The organism is Kitasatospora sp. NPDC001175, assembly GCF_053598215.1.
Genome location: NZ_JBSFJU010000062.1, coordinates 1 through 17,226, shown reverse-complemented (window position 1 = coordinate 17,226; position 17,226 = coordinate 1). Strand labels below are relative to the sequence as shown.

The following is a 17,226-nucleotide window of genomic DNA, read 5'->3' as shown; positions in this document are numbered from 1 at the left end:
AGACTTCCACCCGGTGCGTAGACCGCGCGTTCTTCACTGGTTCGATTCCTGCCAGGCCCACCCCTGGGCCTGTTGCCCTGTTGGTTGGGCGCTCGCGCTGTCGCTCAGATCTCGGATGGCATAACTTCACACGCACCTCCCGGTGCGCTGCGGTCCGGCTACTTCTTTGGGTGAAACCACGCCGGACCCACACCTGATCTCGGGAGGCACAGCACCGGGGTGCCCGGTGCGCAGGCACACGGTTACTTCTTGGTCACTAGGGTTCGAATCCCTTCCGCGCCCTGACCGGCGCGGGGTACCGTCGCCGACTCTGATCTCGGGCACCCCTGCTTCGCCTCCCCTCCGCAGCGAGGGGATTCCTCTTGTCCCGCTTCAACACCCGCACCACCCGGCCGGCCGTCAGCTCGCCGATCCGAACGACCGGCGCGGCCACCCGCACCTACGAGGGCGCGGCCGGCCACCTGCGCGACGAGCGCAGTGAACTTTTCCTCCTCGCGGTCTCGAACACGGTCGGAACCGACACCTTCTACGAGAAGGCAGGCGACCGCGACGACCGCTACGTGCAGCTCGTCCGGCAACTCGCCGTCGAAGACCCCGCGTGGACCTACAACCTGCTCCACTGGCTGCGCACGGACGGCAACATGCGAACCGCATCGCTCGTCGGCGCCGCCGAGTTCGTCAAGGCCCGGCTCGACGCCAAGGCCGACGATCTCGTCCTGCGCCCCGCGCAGCAGGGCGTGAACCGGCTCGTCGTCGACGCGGTCCTTCAACGCGCCGACGAGCCTGGTGAGTTCCTCGCTTACTGGACCAGCCGCTACGGCCGGAACGTGCCCAAGCCCGTCAAGCGCGGCATCTCCGACGCCGTACAGCGGCTCTACAACGGCAGGGCCCTACTCAAGTACGACACCGACAGCAAGGGCTACCGCTTCGGCGACGTCCTCAACCTCGTTCACGCCACCCCGCACGCCGACAAGCCGTGGCAGGGCGGCCTGTTCAAGTACGCCCTGGACCGCCGCCACAACCCCGACACCGCACTGCCCCCGGACCGGGACCGGCTGCTGACCGCCAACCGCGAGCTGCTGGCGCTGCCGATCGCGGAGCGGCGCGCCGTGGTCACCGAGCCCGGAGGCATCGAACGACTGTCGGCGGCAGGGCTCACCTGGGAAGCGCTGGCGGGCTGGCTTCAAGGCCCGATGGACGCTGCTGCGTGGCAGGCCGTCATCCCGTCCATGGGCTACACGGCACTGCTGCGGAACCTGCGGAACTTCGACCAGGCCGGCGTGTCCGACGAGGTCGCCGAGCAAGTCGCGGCGACCCTCGCGGCGCCGGAGGCCGTCGCGAAGTCCAGGCTGTTCCCGTTCCGCTTCTGGGCCGCGTACAAGCACACCCACTCGCTGCGCTGGGGGCACGCCCTGGAGAAGGCCCTCGCGCACTCCCTCGCAAATGTGCCGTCCCTGCCGGGCCGGACGCTCATCCTGGTCGACCGGTCGCCATCGATGTTCCCCGGCTACGGGTTCTCGACGCCGAACAAGTCCGACATCCCGCTCGCCGAGCAGGCCGCGGTGTTCGGCGCAGCGCTCGCTGCCCGGGCGGCAGACCCGACGCTGGTCGAATTCGGAATGCACAGCAACTGCATCGATGTTCCTAGGGGCGGCAGCGTGCTGCGCCTCATCGAGCAGTTCGGCCGTATCGACGGCACTGACATCCCGTCCGCGGTCAAGGAGCACTACCGGGATCACGACCGGGTCGTCATCGTCACCGACGAGCAGACCCGGCCCGGCTGGCTGCCGTCGAACTGCCACGGTCACTGGGGCGGTATGCCGGAGACCCGCATCGACGACCTGATCCCCGCGCGCGTGCCAGTCTACATGTGGAACATGGCTGGTTACAAGCCCGGCGCGATGCCGTCCGGGAGCGGGAACCGCCACACCCTGGGTGGCCTCACGGACGCGGCGTTCTCGCTGATCCCGCTGCTGGACGCCGGACGCGATGCGAAGTGGCCTTGGGAGCAGCAGCGCGGCTGATGGCCCGTCATGGTGCCCGCACCCCATGTTGAGGTGCGAGCACCACCGCGCACCATGACACGACTGGTAACGACCTTCTGGCCACGACACGGCACGACGTCCACCGACTGCTGGAACGGGCCGCCGCCTGGATGCCCACTGAGGCCGACCAGTGACCTGCCGCCTGACCGCTGCCCCGCAGGCCGGACTCTACCCCCCCCCCCCCCCGCTGCGGCAGGTAGCACGAAGGTCGCGTTCACCAAGGAGTCCTCGCAGCTGCGCGCGACCTTTGTCGGCGGCCCGCGCGCAGCATGCCCGTCCGCTACTGACTTCGGCGCTTCGGGGTGATGGATCGGCGCGTTCTACCGGCGGACCGTCGCAGTGACCGGCGCAGCCGTTCCCAAGATCTGCCACCGCCGTCACTTTCAAGCCCCGAGGTCAGTATCCAGCGGCCTCGAACAGCGCCTCGAACCTGATCACTCACACGAGGGTTCGCCGGACACGGGGCGGCCTCCGCTTGATCATGCACTCGGGCTAGGGGTGGATGATCGGAGCGAAGGCCGTTGGGGACGACTGTGTCGTGTGACGGGATCGGCAGGGGCGCGTTCGCCACCACAAGGTCGGCGCCAAGCCCCGACGGACTGGATAGGACGGCAAGGCAGGAGCCTTTTCCTGAACCCCCTCCGGGGCTGCTCGGGAGCCCTTCGTCGGTCCGGGGCGTGGACCGCCTGCTCCGAAGACGGCAGGGGCCGGGGATGGGACCTCAGGTCGGTGGTGGGGCGCTCCTGAGCCGGGGGGCGGCCCAGGAGCGGCGGTCTACCGAGATGCGTCGGAATAGGCGGCAGTGGCGCGAATTTCGACGAGCAGCCCCGGACTGGCGAGGGCGCTGACACCAATCAGCGACCAGGTCGGGAAAGGGGCTTTGATGAGGCGCTGCTTGGCTTCGAGGAAGCCGGGCATGTGCCGATGGATGTCCACGTGGTAGCTGGTCACGTCCACGAGGGCGGACAGGTCGAGGTTCTCCAACCGGAGGATCTCCTCGATGCGCCGGATGGCGAGCTCGGTCTGCTCTTCGATGGTGTCCGCGATGGTTCCGTCGGCACGGCGGCCGATGGTTCCGGCGATGAAGAGCAGACCGTGCGCACGGACCGCGGCGGAATAGCCGAAGCGGGCGAAGGCGCCGCTGGTCTCTCCGAAGACTTCGGAGTCCTCGGGGACCTCGACGGTGTGTATGGTCATGGCAGTGCTTCCCTCTCTCTGTTGACTGGTCGTGGGATCCGTGACGTCAGCTGCCCCAGCGGGACGAACGACAGGCGTGCTCCAGTCGGGTCCGGCCGAAGGTCTCACGTTCTCGGAGGAATTCACCGGGAATCGTGTAGCGGGGTGCGTTCTTCGGGTTCTCAGCGGCTTGCGCGACGATCGCGTCGGTGAGTGAGCGGATCATCTCCAGTCTCGGGTAGGCGGCATGCACCGCGTCGGCCTGCTCGTCGGTGACGGCTTCGACGTGACCGGTGCCCAGCGGGCCGCCGAAGTCGAGTGCGACGCCTTCGCGGACGAGCACGCACAACGTGCCGCGCCGTTCCGCGATGCCTGGGGAGGTGTGCAGGGCGATGGCCTGCCAGACCTCATCGGCGTCAGCCGCGGAAACTCCGCGCCCGACGAGGAACTCGGCGGCCCGGTCGGCGCCCTCGACCTCGAAACGCTGACAGTGCGCGCCGTCCGACGCGACGCCGAGGTCATGCATCACGCAGGCGGCGAACAGCAGGCTGTCGTCGTAGTCACGGCCGACGGCCAGGTCGAGGCGGCCGGCCACCAACCTGGCGAACAGGTAGCTGCGGACGCTGTGGTTGAACACGGAGGGCGTTTGCACCGTCCGGACGAGATTCACGACGGCGTCGGCAAGTGGTGTGCCGGGCAGCGTGATCAGGTCCGTGGTCACCTCGCGGGTAGATCCGTTCATGACTTCAGAGTGGCCGCGACCGCCCTGACCTGGCGAGAGGCAAAATTACCCGACTTCGATAGGATCCTGCCATGGCAGTTCACCGAGTCGCAGTCCTGGCGCTGGACGGGGTCACCCCGCTCGATCTGGCGATCCCGACGCAGATCTTCAACGCCCGACCGGAGACCCCGTACGAGATGACCGTGTGCGCGCTCGACGCGAAGGTGACCACCAGCGCGGGCTTCGCACTGATCGCCGGTGGGGAATTGGAGCAGGTACGCGTCGCCGACACGGTGATCGTTCCGGGGTTCGAGCCGATCCTCCAGCTTCCGAACGCCGTACTCGATGCGCTGGCCGAGGCCCGCGACCGTGGTCGGCGCGTGGTGTCCATCTGCACGGGAGCCTTCGCGCTGGCCGCGGCGGGCGTGCTGGACGGCCTGCACGCCACGACCCACTGGAAGCACATCGAGGAGCTCGAACGAGATTTCCCCGCCATCACGGTCGACCGCGACGTCTTGTACGTCGACGAGGGTGACGTGCTCACCTCGGCCGGGGTCTGCTGCGGCATCGACCTCTGCCTGCACATCGTGCGCCGCGACCTCGGGGCGGTGGTGGCCAACCAGATCGCCCGCGGCTTGGTCGCCGCCCCGCACCGAGACGGCGGGCAGGCGCAGTACGTACCCGCTCCGGTCGCAGTAACTGGCGAGGCCTCGCTCTCCACCACCCGGGGATGGGCCCTGCAACGACTCGAGGAGCCACTCACCCTGCCGGTGCTCGCCCGCCACGCCGGCCTGTCGCAGCGCACCTTCATCCGCCGGTTCGCCGAGGAGACCGGCACGACCCCGCTGCGGTGGCTGCTCAGCGCCCGAATCGGCCGGGCACGGGAACTACTGGAAACCACGAACCACCCGGTGGACCGGGTGGCACGCGACTGCGGACTGGGCACAGCCGCCAACCTGCGCCTGCACTTCCGCCGCGCACTCGACACCACTCCCACTGCCTACCGACGCACCTTCTGGTGTTCGGACCACGCACGCAAGCCGGACCCGTCGCCATAACCCGGACGGCTCACCACTACCTCGGACAGCCTTACTGATCGTTTCGGAATGAGGCTCCGAGTCGTCTCAAGCAGATGATGCCGCAAGCGAGTTGAAGCAGGCCTTGGTGGAGGTCGGCGCGCACCTCGCAGCGGACCCGCAGGCGCTTGAACTGGTGGAGCCATACGGTTGGGTCGGCCGCGCGGCGAGGTGCCTGCTCGTGGCAGGTCCTTTTCCGCGCGGCCTCCCGCCGAGTGAAATGACGGTTTCCCTGTCATCCGGCTCTCCAGTGATCACGGCGTGTGTGATCTGGCCGTTCGTGCGCGGCCCCGCGGGGCTGGTGCTGGACGTTCCGGGTGAACCACACAGGCGGCCGGTTACGCCTAGCGATCATTCGGTTACCTTGTCGGCGACAGGAACCCCCATCCGCACCCCACCCCCGGGAGTCACCCGTGCGACGCGTCGCAACCCTGCTCGCCGCTCTCGCCACCACCAGCACGCTGGCCCTCGCCGTACCCACCTCCGCCTACGCCGCCCACGGGCAGCTCCTCTTCTTCAGTAACGATCGGGTCGTCAACAATCCGAGCGTCTGCGTCAACCAGGCACTCGGGTCGCAGCCCATGGAGAACCGGACGACCGCGTACGTCCTCGTCTACGAGGGCGCCAAATGCTCCGGAAATGTTCTCGCGGTGGTCCCGCCAGGCGGCACGGCGACCGAGTCGGCCGGTAAGAGCGTGTACGTCGCATAAGGGCGACGGCCACCGTCTGACCGAACGACCGTGATCGGCCTCGGAGACGTCCAGTGGAAGTCGGACCTCCACCGCCTCCGGTGCCGGTCCGCGTCCGGCCTGTGCTGTCCGGCAGTCGAAGGCACCCGGAGCCACCGCTGGGCAGCACTGGGATCGGCGGTCCCGCGTTTCCCCCGAGCGCGGGGCTGCTTCGCGTTCACGGCGAACTACAAGTCCCGGTGTGGCACTGGGCGTTGATCACCCCGCGCCACCCGCGAGGACCAACATGCCCTCCACCCCAACCGCTTGCCCGAGCAACTGCAACCGCGCCTGACGCCAAGCCGAGACCATCGGACTCCCCCGGTCCCTCGCATGGGACCAGGGCAACGAGATCGCCGTGGAGGGCCTGGTAGATCGTCTCGTGGACCACCTGCATCTCTGGCCCGTCGGGGAACTGCCGGCGAGGTATCTGGGCGATCTGCTCAAGGCTCCAGTGCTTGGTGAGCCGCTCCTGCATGAAGCCTTGGAGCTCCAGGTTCTGTGGGGCTCCGGTACGGCAGCGCACGCTTCCTCGCGCTCCTCGGGCGAGCCGCCCGGTGAGGCCAAGCGTTCGCGGGACCTACTCGGCGGTGTCCGGGGCGGGGGTGCGGCCGACCTCCTGTTCACCACCCCTGACCAGGAAGTCGCCGATCAGGATCTTGTAGAGGGCACCGCCGACGACACCGCCGACCAGCGGGCCGACGATCGGCACCCAGAAGTAGAGGTTCCCGTACTGGTCCCGCCAGGCATGGCCGTAGCCGGTGAGGTAGCTGGCCAGCCGGGGGCCGAAGTCGCGGGCCGGGTTGATGGCGTACCCGGCGTTGGTACCGAAGGCCATACCGATCGCGACCACGATCAGCCCCACGATGAAGGGGCCGAGGTTGGCCCGTGGCGGGCTGTTGAGCACATCGGTGACCGCGAAGACCAGCAGCACCAGGATCGCCGTCCCGATCACCTGGTCGCGCAGCGCGCCCAGCTCGCTCACCGGGAAGCCCCCGTTGCCGGGGAGGGTGGAGAAGACGCCCTGGCTCTTGATCGAGTGATTCGGGTCGAACTTGGCCAGCACCTCGGTGTAGTTCCACCGCACCACCAGGGCCGCTACGAACGCGCCCGCGGTCTGCGCCACGGCGTAGGGGCCGACCTTCGCCCACGGGAAGCCCTTGAAGGCCGCCAGTGCCACGGTGACCGCGGGGTTGAGATGGCCGCCGCTCATCCGGGCCGCGACGTAGACGCCGAGGGTGACACCGAGCCCCCAGGCCCAGGCGATGCTGTCATGGTCGCCGAGGCCCGCCGCGAGCACCTGCGCCACCACGCCCACACCGAACAGGATGAGGATCATGGTGCCGGTGAACTCCGCGAACAGTTCACCCGTCAGTCCCCACCCGGGGCCCTGTTCCGATCGCTCAGCCATCCGCACTCCCGAGGGTCCTGTCGGCCGGACCGGCCTTGGACGTCCTCCTCATCGTGTACGCACATCACGGACGGCTGCCCGTCAGGCAGGGCTACTTGGGGGCGTGAGCGGCCCGTCGACCGTGGTCGGGGCGCCAGGATTTGATTCCGCGCCCCCTTGACGGTGAAGTGCGCCGGGCCTGTGATGATGAGACCGCCCGGCAGCGGGGAGCGTGAAGAGAGGAAAGGGCACCTCCCGGCCGAAGACCGAGGATGCGCCGAGAGCCGCGTCCGGGCGTGCATCGTGCGGGGCACCCGTCCCCCAGCCTTCGGCCGGGGGGACCCCCAAGTCGCCAGGCTGGGGGAAGAGAGCGCAGCGGCGCTGCGCGCGACGAGGGATGTGCGTCCGAGGGCCCCTCGCCCTCAGCCCGACGGCTGGGGGCGGCGCCGCACGATGGCGGGCACGGACGGTCCCGCCCCCGGCCGAAGGCTGGGGCACGGGCGCCCCCACCCGACGGCGGGCACGGGGAGAGGGCGAGAGCTGTCGGCACGCGACACCGTGGGCCCTGCTGCCCGTCGGTCCGAGGGGCGACCGGGCGCGGAGGGGACTGGGTGTGGACGGCGAGGAGATCAGCTGGCTCACGGTGCCGCAGGTGCGCACGCTGTGGCCGGGGGTCGGTCCGGTGCACGAGACGGCGGTGGCCAACGGGGTGCGGTTCCGTACCGACACCGCCGACAGCGTCTGGGGCTCGCACACCGTGGTCCGGTACCACGCCGACGACGTACGGCGGGTGGCTCCCCGGCTCATGGCCGCGCCCGGTGAGCCGTCCGGCCGGACCGGGCTGGCGGGTTTCCTGGCCCTGCTGCTCCTGCTGGTGCTGGTGACCGCACTGGCCGTCTGGGCCTGGCACCAGAGCCGGGCCGGCGCCCAGACCTACTGGCACTGAGCGCGGGGCCCGAGCGGCAGTCAGCGTGAGACCTCCCGCCCGCGGGTCCGTCAGAGCGCGGCGTCCCGGGCGAGCAGTGCCGCCTGCACCCGGTTCTCGCACTCCAGCTTGGCCAGGATCCGGCTCACGTACGTCTTCACCGTGCCCTCGCTCATGTGCAGCCGGGCGCCCACGTCCGCGTTCGAGAGGCCCTCACCGAGCAGTTCCAGCACCTCGCGCTCGCGCGCCGAGAGCGCGGCCAGCCGCCGCCGGGCCGCCTCACCGCGGGCGACGGCCGGGCCGGCCGCGAGGCTGTCGACGATGTGTCGGGTGGCGGCGGGCGACAGGAAGGCATGACCGCTGGCCGCCGCCCGAACCGCCTGGATCAGTTCGCCGGGCGCGGTGTCCTTGAGCAGGAAGCCTGCGCCTCCCGCGGTGATCGCCCGCAGCACGTTCTCCCGCTCACCGAAGGTGGTCAGGATCAGCGCCCGCGCCCCCGGTGCCACCCTCGGCAGCTCGGCGAGCGCGGTGAGACCGTCCATCACCGGCATCTGGATGTCCAGCAGCACCACATCCACCACGTGCGCCCGCGCCAGCTCCAACGCCTCACGGCCGTCGGCCGCCTCCGCCACCACGTCGATGTCGTCGGCGGAGGTGAGGATGAGCCGGATCCCGGCGCGGATGAGCGGCTCGTCGTCGGCGACGAGGACTCGGATCACTGGTTGGCCTCCCGGACGCATGCGCTGATCTGCTGGCTGCACCTAGGCACGGTAGTGCACCTTTTCGATCAGCACGCCGTCGCGGAAGCAGAGCCGGCTGGCGTAGTCGCCCGCCGGCTCGTCGCTCCGCTGCTCCGCGCTGAACCAGAGGCAGGACGCCCCGGCCGGGACGTCGGGCCCCTTCTGCCGGTACCCGCTGGTGAGGAAGTCGCTGCCGGAGGGCAGCTTGTCCTTCACCGCGCTCTCCGGCTGGCCCACCTGAACCGCGTCGTAGACGTCGCGGTCCAGCGTCGCGTTGTCGGTCTCCTCGACCAGCACGTAGCCGCCGAAGCCGAGCAGGCCCAGGAAGGCGAGACACGCCAGGCCCACCACCACCGCGCAGCCGAGCGCCGGGCTGCGCCGCACCGGCGGAGCCGGCGGCGGCGCCTCCGGCAGGTCGGGGTCGTCCGCGGGCGGGCGGCCGGCCCCCTCGTACGGCAGCACTCCGGCGAGCCGGAAGCCGCCCTCGGGGGTGGGCCCGCTGTGCACCATGCCGCCGAGCAGCCGGGCGCGTTCGCGCAGCCCGGTCAGGCCCTGGCCGCCGCTGACCACCGGTCCCGGTGCGGTTGCGGCCGAGGCGCCGTTGACCACCTCGACCAGCAACGCGTCCGGCTCGTAGCGCAGGGCGACCTCGATCGGTGCGCTCGGGGCGTGCTTGTGCGCGTTGGTCAGGGCCTCCTGGACGATCCGGTACGCGGCGTGCCCGGTGGCGGCGGCGAGCGGGCGGATCTCGCCGGAGCGGGTCACCCGTACGGCGGTTCCGGCGGCCCGGGAGGCGTCGGTGAGCCGCTCGATCGTCTCCACCCCGCCGGCCGCCCCGGTGTCCCCCGCCGTACCCGCTGCGCCCCTCGACCCGGCCAGCCCGACCGTGTTCTCGTCCCGCAACAGGCCGACCGTCTCCCGCAGCTCGCGCATCGCGGTCACGGCGGCCTGGCGCAGCACGGCCACCGCCTCGCGCTGCCGGTCCGTCAGGCCGCGGTCCACCTCCAGTGCACCGGTGTGCACGGAGATGAGCGCGAGCTGGTGGCCGAGGCTGTCGTGCATGTCCTGGGCGATCCGCTGGCGTTCGCGCAGTCTGGCCTGGTGGGCGATCATGGCGCGTTCGCGCAGCAGCTGGTCGTTGCGCTCCTGCAGGGTGCTGAGCAGGGTGCGGCGCTGCGCGCGGTAGCGGCCGAAGACGGCCGGCAGGACCACGAACAGCAGGAACACCGCCAGGTTGATCCCGATCAGTCCCCTGGGCGGGATCCCGTCGAGGTTGTAGCGGAGTGAGACCGCGGTGCTCAGCACCAGGACGGACGCGCAGGCCGCCGTGAGCGCCCAGGCCCGGGCCATCCGGTAGCCGGCCGACCAGCTCGCGGCGGCCAGTATCGGGATGCAGCCGCCGAAGGCGCCGAGGCCGACCGCGGTCAGCAGCAGGACCGTCAGTGGGAGTCCGCGGCGCAGCAGGTAGAGCGCGGCGGCGGCGAGGCCGACGGCGATCGCGCCGAGCGGGTTCATCGGGTCGGCCAGCGAGATGATGCCGCTGAGGACCGCGACCAGGAGTGCGGCCGTACCCTCGCGGAGGTACTCGCGTCTGCCCCAGGGGCCGGGGAGGGCACGCTTGCGTGCCGCTGTCCGGAGTTCTGCTGTCTTCGCCACCCGGGCGAGCGTAATCGGACGGGCCGACCTGCGCCGTTGTCTTTGGTCGCGCTCGCGCACGACGAAAGTCACGCCTCTGGGCGTGGGCGGCCGGGCAGCCCCGCGCGTGCGTCCGCCGCCGGGCCTGTGGGCCGGGCGGTGAGGAGCAGGGCGACGTCGTCGGCGCGGTGGGCCGAGTGGCGGGCGGCGCCGGGGAGGCGATCGTCGAGGATGTCCAGGCATTCGGGGACGGTGCAGTGGGCGAGCGAGACCCTCAGGCGGTCGATGCCCTGGTCGATGGCGGTGCCGGACTCCTCGACCAGCCCGTCGGACACCTTGGCGCACCTTCTCTCTGGCCGCCCGGCCCCTCGGGGTGTCAACCGGGACCTCGCCCCCGCTGCCCGGGCCGCCGGGGCAGCGGGGCGACCTGATCGGTCGGTGGGTCAGGTGGTCGAGAGCGCCCGGGCCTGGCGGAGCTCCTGTCGGGCGGCGTCCTCCACGGCGGCGATGGTCGCGTGGGCCGGTCCGCCCACGGGGATGCGGACGGGGGTGTCGGCCGGCGGGGCGGCCACCACACGCAGGACCAACTCGGCGAACTCCGCCGGGCGCCCGAGGGAGGGGTCGTCGGCCAGTCCCTGGACTCCCTCGCGGGTCTGGCGGGTGATCTCCTCGTACGCAGGGATCCGGGCCCGGGTCTCGGCGGCCTTGGCCCCGAAGGAGGTGGTGAACGGGCCGGGCTCCAGGGCGGTGACCCGGATGCCGAACGGGGCCGCCTCGGTGGCGAGTGCCTGGGTGAGGCCCTCCAGGGCGTGCTTGGCGGTGATGTAGCCGGCGAGTCCGGGGAAGCCCGTCCGGCCGGCGATCGACGAGACGTTGAGGATGTGGCCCGAGCCCTGGGCCCGCATCAGCGGCATTACCAGCCGCGCCAGCCGCCAGGGCCCGACCACCAGGGCCTCCAGCTGGTCGCGCAGTTCCTCGTCCGAGGTCTCCTCGACCGTGCCGAACAGGCCGCAGCCGGCGTTGTTGACCAGGACGTCGAGCCCGCCGAAGCCGTCCACGGCCAGCCGGACGGCAGCCGCGCACTGGTCCGCGTCGCGGACGTCGAGCCGGGCCGCGACCACCCGGGCCGGATGGGCCGCCGCCAAAGGGTCGAGGGCGGACGGCCTGCGGGCGGTGGCCAGGACGCGGTGCCCGGCATCCGCCGCGGCCCGGGCGAGGGCCAGCCCCAGCCCCGACGAGCATCCCGTGATCAGCCAGCGCAGTGTCATGACGTCCTGCCTCTCCCATGGGTCGGATCCGCTTCTTCCAGCATCGGCGGAACCCGGGTACTCCGTTACCTGCCGGCTGCTCCCGTGGCGCGCCGTCAGCCGGGTCACCGAGAGCGCGTCGCACGGGCCCGACGAGTGCCACTCCGACATCCGTTCTCCGACGGACCGTCAGGGCTGGAGTGGTCACCAGCACTGCAGAGAAGGCGAGTTGGCGGGGAGCGGTCTGCGTCGTTGACCTTTCGATCCGCGCCTCCCTATGCTCGACCCGCTCCGTCCTCCCGGGCCGCGCCCGGCAGTCCACCCGGGAAGGGACTCTCCCATCAGTACGCCGACCACCCCCCGGAGCATCGGCCGCCGGCGCTTCCTCACCTACCTGGTCGCCGCGCCCGCGCTCGCGGTGGGCACCCAGCTCGCCCTGGACGGCGAGCCGGCCGAGGCGCTGCCCGGCATCCCCGACGTTCTCGACCTCGGCGACGCCCTGATCCTGGCCGGGCTGCCGACCTCACATCTGCTGGTCCTGGAGGTCACCGCGGCCGGCCGTGTCGTGCTCCAGCTCCCCCGCCTCGAGGTCGGCCAGGGGCTGACCACCGCGATGGCGATGCTGGTGGCGGACGAACTCGACGCCAGGCTCGGCGATGTGGACGTCCCGCTCGCGCCCGCCCGGCCCGAGCTGCTGTTCAACCAGCTGACCGGCGCCTCCAACTCGGTCCGCTCGCTCTACGACCCGGTACGGGTCGCCGCCGCGGCGGCCCGAGCCAGGCTGGTCACCGCGGCCGCCCGCCGGTGGTCGCTGGCCGCCGGTTCGCTGCGGACCCAGGACAGCACCGTGCTGGCACCGGACGGCCGCAGCGCCTCGTACGCCTCACTCGCCGTCGACGCCGCCGCCGTGCTGGTGCCCGCCGTGCCGGCCGTGACCAAGCCCGTCGAGCAGCAGCAGCTGGTCGGCCGGGCCACCGGCCGGATCGACGCCCGCGACATCGTCACCGGGAAGGCCAAGTACGCCGGCGACCTGGACGTCCCCGGTGCGGTGCCGACCGTGGTCTCCCGGCCGCCGACCATCAACGGCACGGTCCGCTCGTACGACGCCACCGCCGCGCTCGCCATGCCGGGGGTGATCGGCGTGGTGCGGATTCCCAGCGGCATCGCCGTGCTGGCCGAGACCTTCGACCAGGCCATGAAGGCCAAGGCCGGGCTCAGCATCGACTGGAACCCCGGACCGCTGGCCGCGCTGTCCGACGAGGACATCCGCCGCAAGCTGCGCGACGCCCAACCGCCCTTCGTACTGCCGCCGTTGCTCACCCGGCACCTGGACGCCGAGTTCGACTTCGCCTTCGTCAGCCATGCGCCGATGGAGGTGCTGACCGCCGTCGCGGACGTCCGCGCGGACCGGGCCGAGCTGTGGTTCGGCGCACAGGCGCCGATCGTCGCCCAGCAGACCATCGCCGCCGACCTCGGCCTGCCAGTCTCCGCCGTCACGCTCCAGGTGGTGCGCGGCGGCGGCTCGTTCGGGCGGCGGCTGTTCTTCGACGCCGGTCTCGAGGCCGCCCAGATCTCCAAGGCGGCCGGGCGGCCGGTGAAGCTGATGTGGACCAGGAACGACGACGTGCGGCACGGCCGGATGCGCCCGGCCAGCCACCACCGGATCCGGGCCACCCACGCACTCGGCAAGGTGGTCGGCTACGAACACCGGGTCGCCACCGTGCGGACCGACTTCCGGCACGGCCTCGGCGAGGCGCTCACCGCCGCCGCCTTCGACCTGTCGGTCGCCGGGATCACCCTCTCGCAGGCGTTCTTCCTGCTCACCGAGAGGCTGCCCTACGACCTCGGGCTGAGCAGCCAGTCGCTGGCCGAAGTGCCGCTGGAGATGCACACCGGCAGCTGGCGCTCGGTCTACTCCGGCCTGGTCCGGGTCGCCGACGAGGTCATGATGGACGAGCTGGCCCGCACCCTGGGCCAGGACCCGGTGGCCTTCCGCCGCAGCCGGCTGTCCGACCCGGCCGCCCGGGCCGTGCTGGACCGGCTCGTCCAGGAGGGCGGTTGGGGCCGGCCGATGCCGGCCGGGCACGCCCAGGGCGTCGCCTTCCACGCCGAACACCGCTCCAGCGTCGCCTACCTGGTCGAGCTGGACGCCACCGACCGGACCGCGCCGCGGGTCACCAAGGCGGTCGCCGTCGCCGACGTCGGTCGGGCGATCAACCCGCGCGGTCTGGAGGCCCAGCTGATGGGCGCGCTGATGGACGGCATCTCGGTCACCCTGCAGGCCGGTGTGCACATCGACAGCGGGGCGGTGCGCGAGGGGAGTTACGCCGACTTCAGGTACGCCCGCCAGCGGCACAGCCCGCCCGAGTTCGCGGTGCACCTGATGCCGCCGAGCGGACCGCCGGGCGGCGCGGGCGAACTCGGCGTACCAGCCGCCGCGGCGGCCGTCGCCAACGCCTGGGCCCGCGCCACCGGGACCTCGCCCCGCAGCTTCCCGATCGACTTCTGACCCTCCCGAGGAACATCCGACACACCATGCCGAGCTACCAGTTCGTTCTCAACGGCCAGTCCGTCACCGTCGACGCACCGGCCGACATGCCGCTGCTCTGGGTGCTGCGCGACAAGCTGGGCGTCACCGGCCCCAAGTACGGCTGTGGGGTGGGTGTCTGCCGCGCCTGCACCAGCCATCTGGACGGCGCGGAGATCCAGCCCTGCATGGTCCCGGTCCAGGACTGCGCGGGGCGGCAGGTGACCACCATCGAGGGCCTCGCGGACGGCGACCGGCTGCACCCCGTGCAGCAGGCCTGGCTGGACAACGACGTGGCCCAGTGCGGCTTCTGCCAGCCCGGGCAGATCATGACCGCCGTCGCCCTGCTGCGCCGCAACCCCGAGCCGACCGACGCCGACATCGACCGGATCGAGAACGTCTGCCGCTGCGGCACCTACTTCCGCATCCGGGAGGCGATCAAGCAGGCGGCCGCCGCCTCGCGGAGCTGACGCCACCTCAGAGCGGCAGTCCGAACAGCTGGGCATCGTGGCCGGCGAAGAGGCGGCTGCCGTCGGTGCCCAGGTGCCAGACCTGCACGCCCGGGCCGGAGTCACGGAACTGCCAGCGCAGTTGCCCGGTGCGGACGTCCAGCGCGCAGACGCCGAGGTCGGCCGGACCGGGGACGTAGAGGGTGTCGCCCACCAGGAGCGGGTCGCTGCGCGGGTCGAGGCGGAACGGCACCCTCGCGGACCACTTCCGCTTGCCGTCGGCCGGGTCGTGGCGGTCGATCCGGCCGTCGTCGCGCAGCAGCAGGATGTCGCCGTCGGCGGGGGCCGCTCCGAGGTAACGCCAGGAGTCGCCCTGCTCGGGTGTGATCGTCCAGGCCGCGCCACCGTCCGCGAGCCGGATCGCCTGGACTCCGCCCAACTGGCTGGACGTGTAGACGTGTTCGGGCCCGAGCCCCGCCAGGTAGGCGTCCGCACCGGTCTGGACCGACCACGACCGCGAGGTGTCCCCGGACTTCAGCAGCGACAGTTCACCCTGCCCGCCGTAGGCCAGCAGCCGGCCTCCGGCGATCGGGAAGAACCGCTCGTACCAGGTCCCCTGGGGAAGCCGGTGACTCCAGAGCGTCCGGCCGGTGTCCGAGGACAGCCCGAACAGGGCCGTTCCGTCGACCCGCCGCCGCTGCCAGGCCATCCCGTACAGCACTCCGTCGACGCAGTCCTGCAGCCGCACCGTCCCGGGGTCGCCGAGCTCCGGTGGGCAGGGCAGCTGCCAGTCGGCGGCCGGGTCGGTGAGGTGGAAGCTCCTGATCCGGCCACTGCGGGCATCGAAGATCCGCTCGCCCACCACCATCGGCGGGTTCAGGCCGGGCGGCGGCGACGGCTCTCCGGGCGTCGGGGTGGGTTCGCCCTCGGACAGGTCGATCCGGCGGCGCTCCGCCCCGGTGGCCGGGTCCAGCACCAGCAGTTCGTCATCGGCCACGAAGAGGGGCAGCACGGCGGAGCCGGGGATCCGGTCGACCTTCGACGCGGCGACACCGCGGTGCACCCAGAGCGGACGGGACCCGGGAGGGACGGCCGGGGCAGTGGGGTCGGCGGACTTCACCGGGGCGGCCGGGGCACCGTCGTTCAGCCACCAGACTCCGCCGACCAGAGCCAGTGCACCCGCTCCGAGAAGTAACTGACGTCTCGTCAGGCCGCCGCGATAGGGCTCCGGTTCGTCTTCCCGGACCGGGGAACCCGCCAGGACCTCCAAGCTCGGCTCCATGCCCGGCTCCAGGTCCAGCATGATCTCGCCGACCGGCTCCCCGGGCTCTTCCGGCAGTTTCTTCCCCATACCCCCGCACGCTCCCCCCGTGAACACCTCGCACGGAGGATAGCCGACGCCCGCGGGACACGAACGACCGGTCGGCCACAAGGGCGAGGGCCCGGCTGTCCGCCGGCAGCCGGGGATGCGGACGGGCCCCGGAAGACATTCGATCCGCACACAATCGACCCGCCGGCGGCACGGCTCCGACCACCCCCGGCGCCCCGCCCTCACGCCCGCGCCGCACGACTTCCAGGCTGCGGCCCTGCACACGGCCGGCGACGGGTAGGGTGAGCCTTGACCTGGTACATACCTGGGATTGACCTTCCGGTCGGCCCGGCGCGATCGGGCCTGACGGGGCATGACCGGGTGTGACCGAGCAGCCTGGCGCCGGTCGGCGCGGGGCCGGCACGATTTCTGGACGGGAGTCACGGTGACGGAGCAGGCGAAGGCCAAGGATCGCAGCGCACTGGCGCAGCTGCTGCTGGAGCATCCGCCGATGGCCCGCGAGCTTCCCGGCTTCGCGGTCGACGGGCTGCCCACCAACCCGGCCGAGCTCTTCGGCGAGTGGCTGACCGGGGCGTTCGAGGCCGGGGTGCCGGATCCGCAGGTGGTCACACTCTCCACGGTGGACACCGACGGGTGCCCGGACGCCCGGGTACTGGCACTGCGGGACGTCGACGTGACGGGCGCGGGCTGGGTGTTCGCGGCCGATGCGGACAGTCCGAAGGGGCGCCAGCTGGCCGCCCGCCCCCGGGCCGCGCTCACGGTGTACTGGCCGCTCCTGGGCCGTCAGGTCCGCGTCCGCGGCATGGTGGAGGCTGCGTCACCGGAGGATTCGGCACTCGACTTCCTGGGCCGCTCTCCGTGGTCCCGACTGGCCTGCCTGGTCGGGCACCAGAGCGAGCCGCTCAGCTCCTTCGAGGCCTACGACAGCGCCGCCCAGGAGGCCGAGCTGCTGCTCGAGGCCGACCCGAAGGCGGTCGCCCCGGGCCACACGGTCTACGTCCTGCGAGCCTCGGAGGTCGAGTTCTGGCAGGGCGACTCCGCCCGCCGCCACGTCCGGGTCCACTACACCCGCAACGAGGTGGGAGCCGTCGCCGGCGCCTGGTCGCGTACGCTGCTCTGGCCCTGAGGAGCCCGCGAACGGTGCCGGTGGCGGGCCGCGCGAGCTCAACCAGCGCCTGGTGGACGCCCAGGAGACCCGGCGCATCCTCGACCGCCTCTACGGCTACGAGGTCTCGCC

At 71.7% G+C, this 17,226-nt stretch carries 15 protein-coding genes; 7 read left to right on the top strand and 8 right to left on the bottom strand.

Annotated features, from left to right (window positions below):
• The first annotated feature begins 362 nt into the window (after nucleotides 1-362).
• Entirely contained in the window at nucleotides 363-2,024 is a 1,662-nt protein-coding gene (locus tag ACWDAK_RS31730; protein ID WP_427395471.1) for a TROVE domain-containing protein, read from the top strand.
• 795 nt (nucleotides 2,025-2,819) lie between these two features.
• On the opposite strand, the gene ACWDAK_RS31725 is transcribed toward ACWDAK_RS31730, so the two are convergent.
• On the bottom strand, nucleotides 2,820-3,242 hold the full coding sequence (locus ACWDAK_RS31725) for a RidA family protein (RefSeq protein ID WP_427395470.1): 423 nt from the start codon (nucleotides 3,240-3,242) through the stop codon (nucleotides 2,820-2,822).
• A gap of 46 nt (nucleotides 3,243-3,288) precedes the next feature.
• Entirely contained in the window at nucleotides 3,289-3,963 is a 675-nt protein-coding gene (locus ACWDAK_RS31720; RefSeq protein WP_427395469.1) for an HD domain-containing protein, read from the bottom strand.
• Nucleotides 3,964-4,034: 71 nt separating this feature from the next.
• Between ACWDAK_RS31720 and ACWDAK_RS31715 the strand changes: the two genes are divergently transcribed.
• Together ACWDAK_RS31715 and ACWDAK_RS31710 are read left to right on the top strand one after the other, a co-directional pair.
• Nucleotides 4,035-5,000, top strand: coding sequence for a GlxA family transcriptional regulator (locus tag ACWDAK_RS31715; RefSeq protein WP_427395468.1), 966 nt, complete (start codon nucleotides 4,035-4,037; stop codon nucleotides 4,998-5,000).
• A 431-nt stretch (nucleotides 5,001-5,431) separates the two neighbouring features.
• Nucleotides 5,432-5,728 carry a hypothetical protein gene (locus ACWDAK_RS31710; protein WP_344636721.1) on the top strand — a complete coding sequence of 99 codons (297 nt, stop codon included), beginning with the start codon at nucleotides 5,432-5,434 and terminating at the stop codon, nucleotides 5,726-5,728.
• A 598-nt stretch (nucleotides 5,729-6,326) separates the two neighbouring features.
• On the opposite strand, the gene ACWDAK_RS31705 is transcribed toward ACWDAK_RS31710, so the two are convergent.
• Nucleotides 6,327-7,157 (bottom strand): MIP/aquaporin family protein, encoded by an 831-nt coding sequence (locus ACWDAK_RS31705; protein WP_427395467.1) that lies wholly within the window; start codon nucleotides 7,155-7,157, stop codon nucleotides 6,327-6,329.
• A gap of 592 nt (nucleotides 7,158-7,749) precedes the next feature.
• On the opposite strand from ACWDAK_RS31705, the gene ACWDAK_RS31700 reads away from it, so the two are divergent.
• Nucleotides 7,750-8,082: a hypothetical protein gene (locus ACWDAK_RS31700; RefSeq protein ID WP_344636719.1), complete on the top strand. Its 333-nt coding sequence runs from the start codon at nucleotides 7,750-7,752 to the stop codon at nucleotides 8,080-8,082.
• 50 nt (nucleotides 8,083-8,132) lie between these two features.
• On the opposite strand, the gene ACWDAK_RS31695 is transcribed toward ACWDAK_RS31700, so the two are convergent.
• From ACWDAK_RS31695 to ACWDAK_RS31680, 4 genes are all read right to left on the bottom strand, one after another.
• Nucleotides 8,133-8,780, bottom strand: a complete 648-nt coding sequence (locus tag ACWDAK_RS31695; RefSeq protein ID WP_344636718.1) for a response regulator transcription factor — start codon at nucleotides 8,778-8,780, stop codon at nucleotides 8,133-8,135.
• 42 nt (nucleotides 8,781-8,822) lie between these two features.
• Nucleotides 8,823-10,457 carry a sensor histidine kinase gene (locus tag ACWDAK_RS31690; protein ID WP_427395466.1) on the bottom strand — a complete coding sequence of 545 codons (1,635 nt, stop codon included), beginning with the start codon at nucleotides 10,455-10,457 and terminating at the stop codon, nucleotides 8,823-8,825.
• Nucleotides 10,458-10,525: 68 nt separating this feature from the next.
• Nucleotides 10,526-10,771 (bottom strand): hypothetical protein, encoded by a 246-nt coding sequence (locus tag ACWDAK_RS31685; protein WP_427395465.1) that lies wholly within the window; start codon nucleotides 10,769-10,771, stop codon nucleotides 10,526-10,528.
• Nucleotides 10,772-10,879: 108 nt separating this feature from the next.
• Nucleotides 10,880-11,704, bottom strand: coding sequence for an SDR family oxidoreductase (locus ACWDAK_RS31680; RefSeq protein ID WP_427395464.1), 825 nt, complete (start codon nucleotides 11,702-11,704; stop codon nucleotides 10,880-10,882).
• A gap of 256 nt (nucleotides 11,705-11,960) precedes the next feature.
• Here ACWDAK_RS31680 and ACWDAK_RS31675 point away from each other — a divergent pair, with 256 nt between their 5' ends.
• Nucleotides 11,961-14,192, top strand: a complete 2,232-nt coding sequence (locus tag ACWDAK_RS31675) for a xanthine dehydrogenase family protein molybdopterin-binding subunit (RefSeq protein ID WP_427395463.1) — start codon at nucleotides 11,961-11,963, stop codon at nucleotides 14,190-14,192.
• A 26-nt stretch (nucleotides 14,193-14,218) separates the two neighbouring features.
• Nucleotides 14,219-14,680 (top strand): (2Fe-2S)-binding protein, encoded by a 462-nt coding sequence (locus tag ACWDAK_RS31670; protein ID WP_344636713.1) that lies wholly within the window; start codon nucleotides 14,219-14,221, stop codon nucleotides 14,678-14,680.
• 7 nt (nucleotides 14,681-14,687) lie between these two features.
• Here the strand turns inward: ACWDAK_RS31670 and ACWDAK_RS31665 are convergent, their stop codons facing one another.
• Nucleotides 14,688-16,010, bottom strand: coding sequence for an outer membrane protein assembly factor BamB family protein (locus tag ACWDAK_RS31665; protein WP_427395462.1), 1,323 nt, complete (start codon nucleotides 16,008-16,010; stop codon nucleotides 14,688-14,690).
• 403 nt (nucleotides 16,011-16,413) lie between these two features.
• Here ACWDAK_RS31665 and ACWDAK_RS31660 point away from each other — a divergent pair, with 403 nt between their 5' ends.
• On the top strand, nucleotides 16,414-17,115 hold the full coding sequence (locus tag ACWDAK_RS31660; protein WP_427395461.1) for a pyridoxine/pyridoxamine 5'-phosphate oxidase: 702 nt from the start codon (nucleotides 16,414-16,416) through the stop codon (nucleotides 17,113-17,115).
• Nucleotides 17,116-17,226: the final 111 nt, after the last annotated feature.

Coding starts and splice junctions, on each gene's coding strand:
- ACWDAK_RS31705 (WP_427395467.1), bottom strand. CDS start 7,157: ATGGCTGAGCGATCGGAACAGGGCCCCGGGTGGGGACTGACGGGTGAA.
- ACWDAK_RS31715 (WP_427395468.1), top strand. CDS start 4,035: ATGGCAGTTCACCGAGTCGCAGTCCTGGCGCTGGACGGGGTCACCCCG.
- ACWDAK_RS31725 (WP_427395470.1), bottom strand. CDS start 3,242: ATGACCATACACACCGTCGAGGTCCCCGAGGACTCCGAAGTCTTCGGA.
- ACWDAK_RS31675 (WP_427395463.1), top strand. CDS start 11,961: ATGCTCGACCCGCTCCGTCCTCCCGGGCCGCGCCCGGCAGTCCACCCG.
- ACWDAK_RS31680 (WP_427395464.1), bottom strand. CDS start 11,704: ATGACACTGCGCTGGCTGATCACGGGATGCTCGTCGGGGCTGGGGCTG.
- ACWDAK_RS31665 (WP_427395462.1), bottom strand. CDS start 16,010: ATGGGGAAGAAACTGCCGGAAGAGCCCGGGGAGCCGGTCGGCGAGATC.
- ACWDAK_RS31670 (WP_344636713.1), top strand. CDS start 14,219: ATGCCGAGCTACCAGTTCGTTCTCAACGGCCAGTCCGTCACCGTCGAC.
- ACWDAK_RS31720 (WP_427395469.1), bottom strand. CDS start 3,963: ATGAACGGATCTACCCGCGAGGTGACCACGGACCTGATCACGCTGCCC.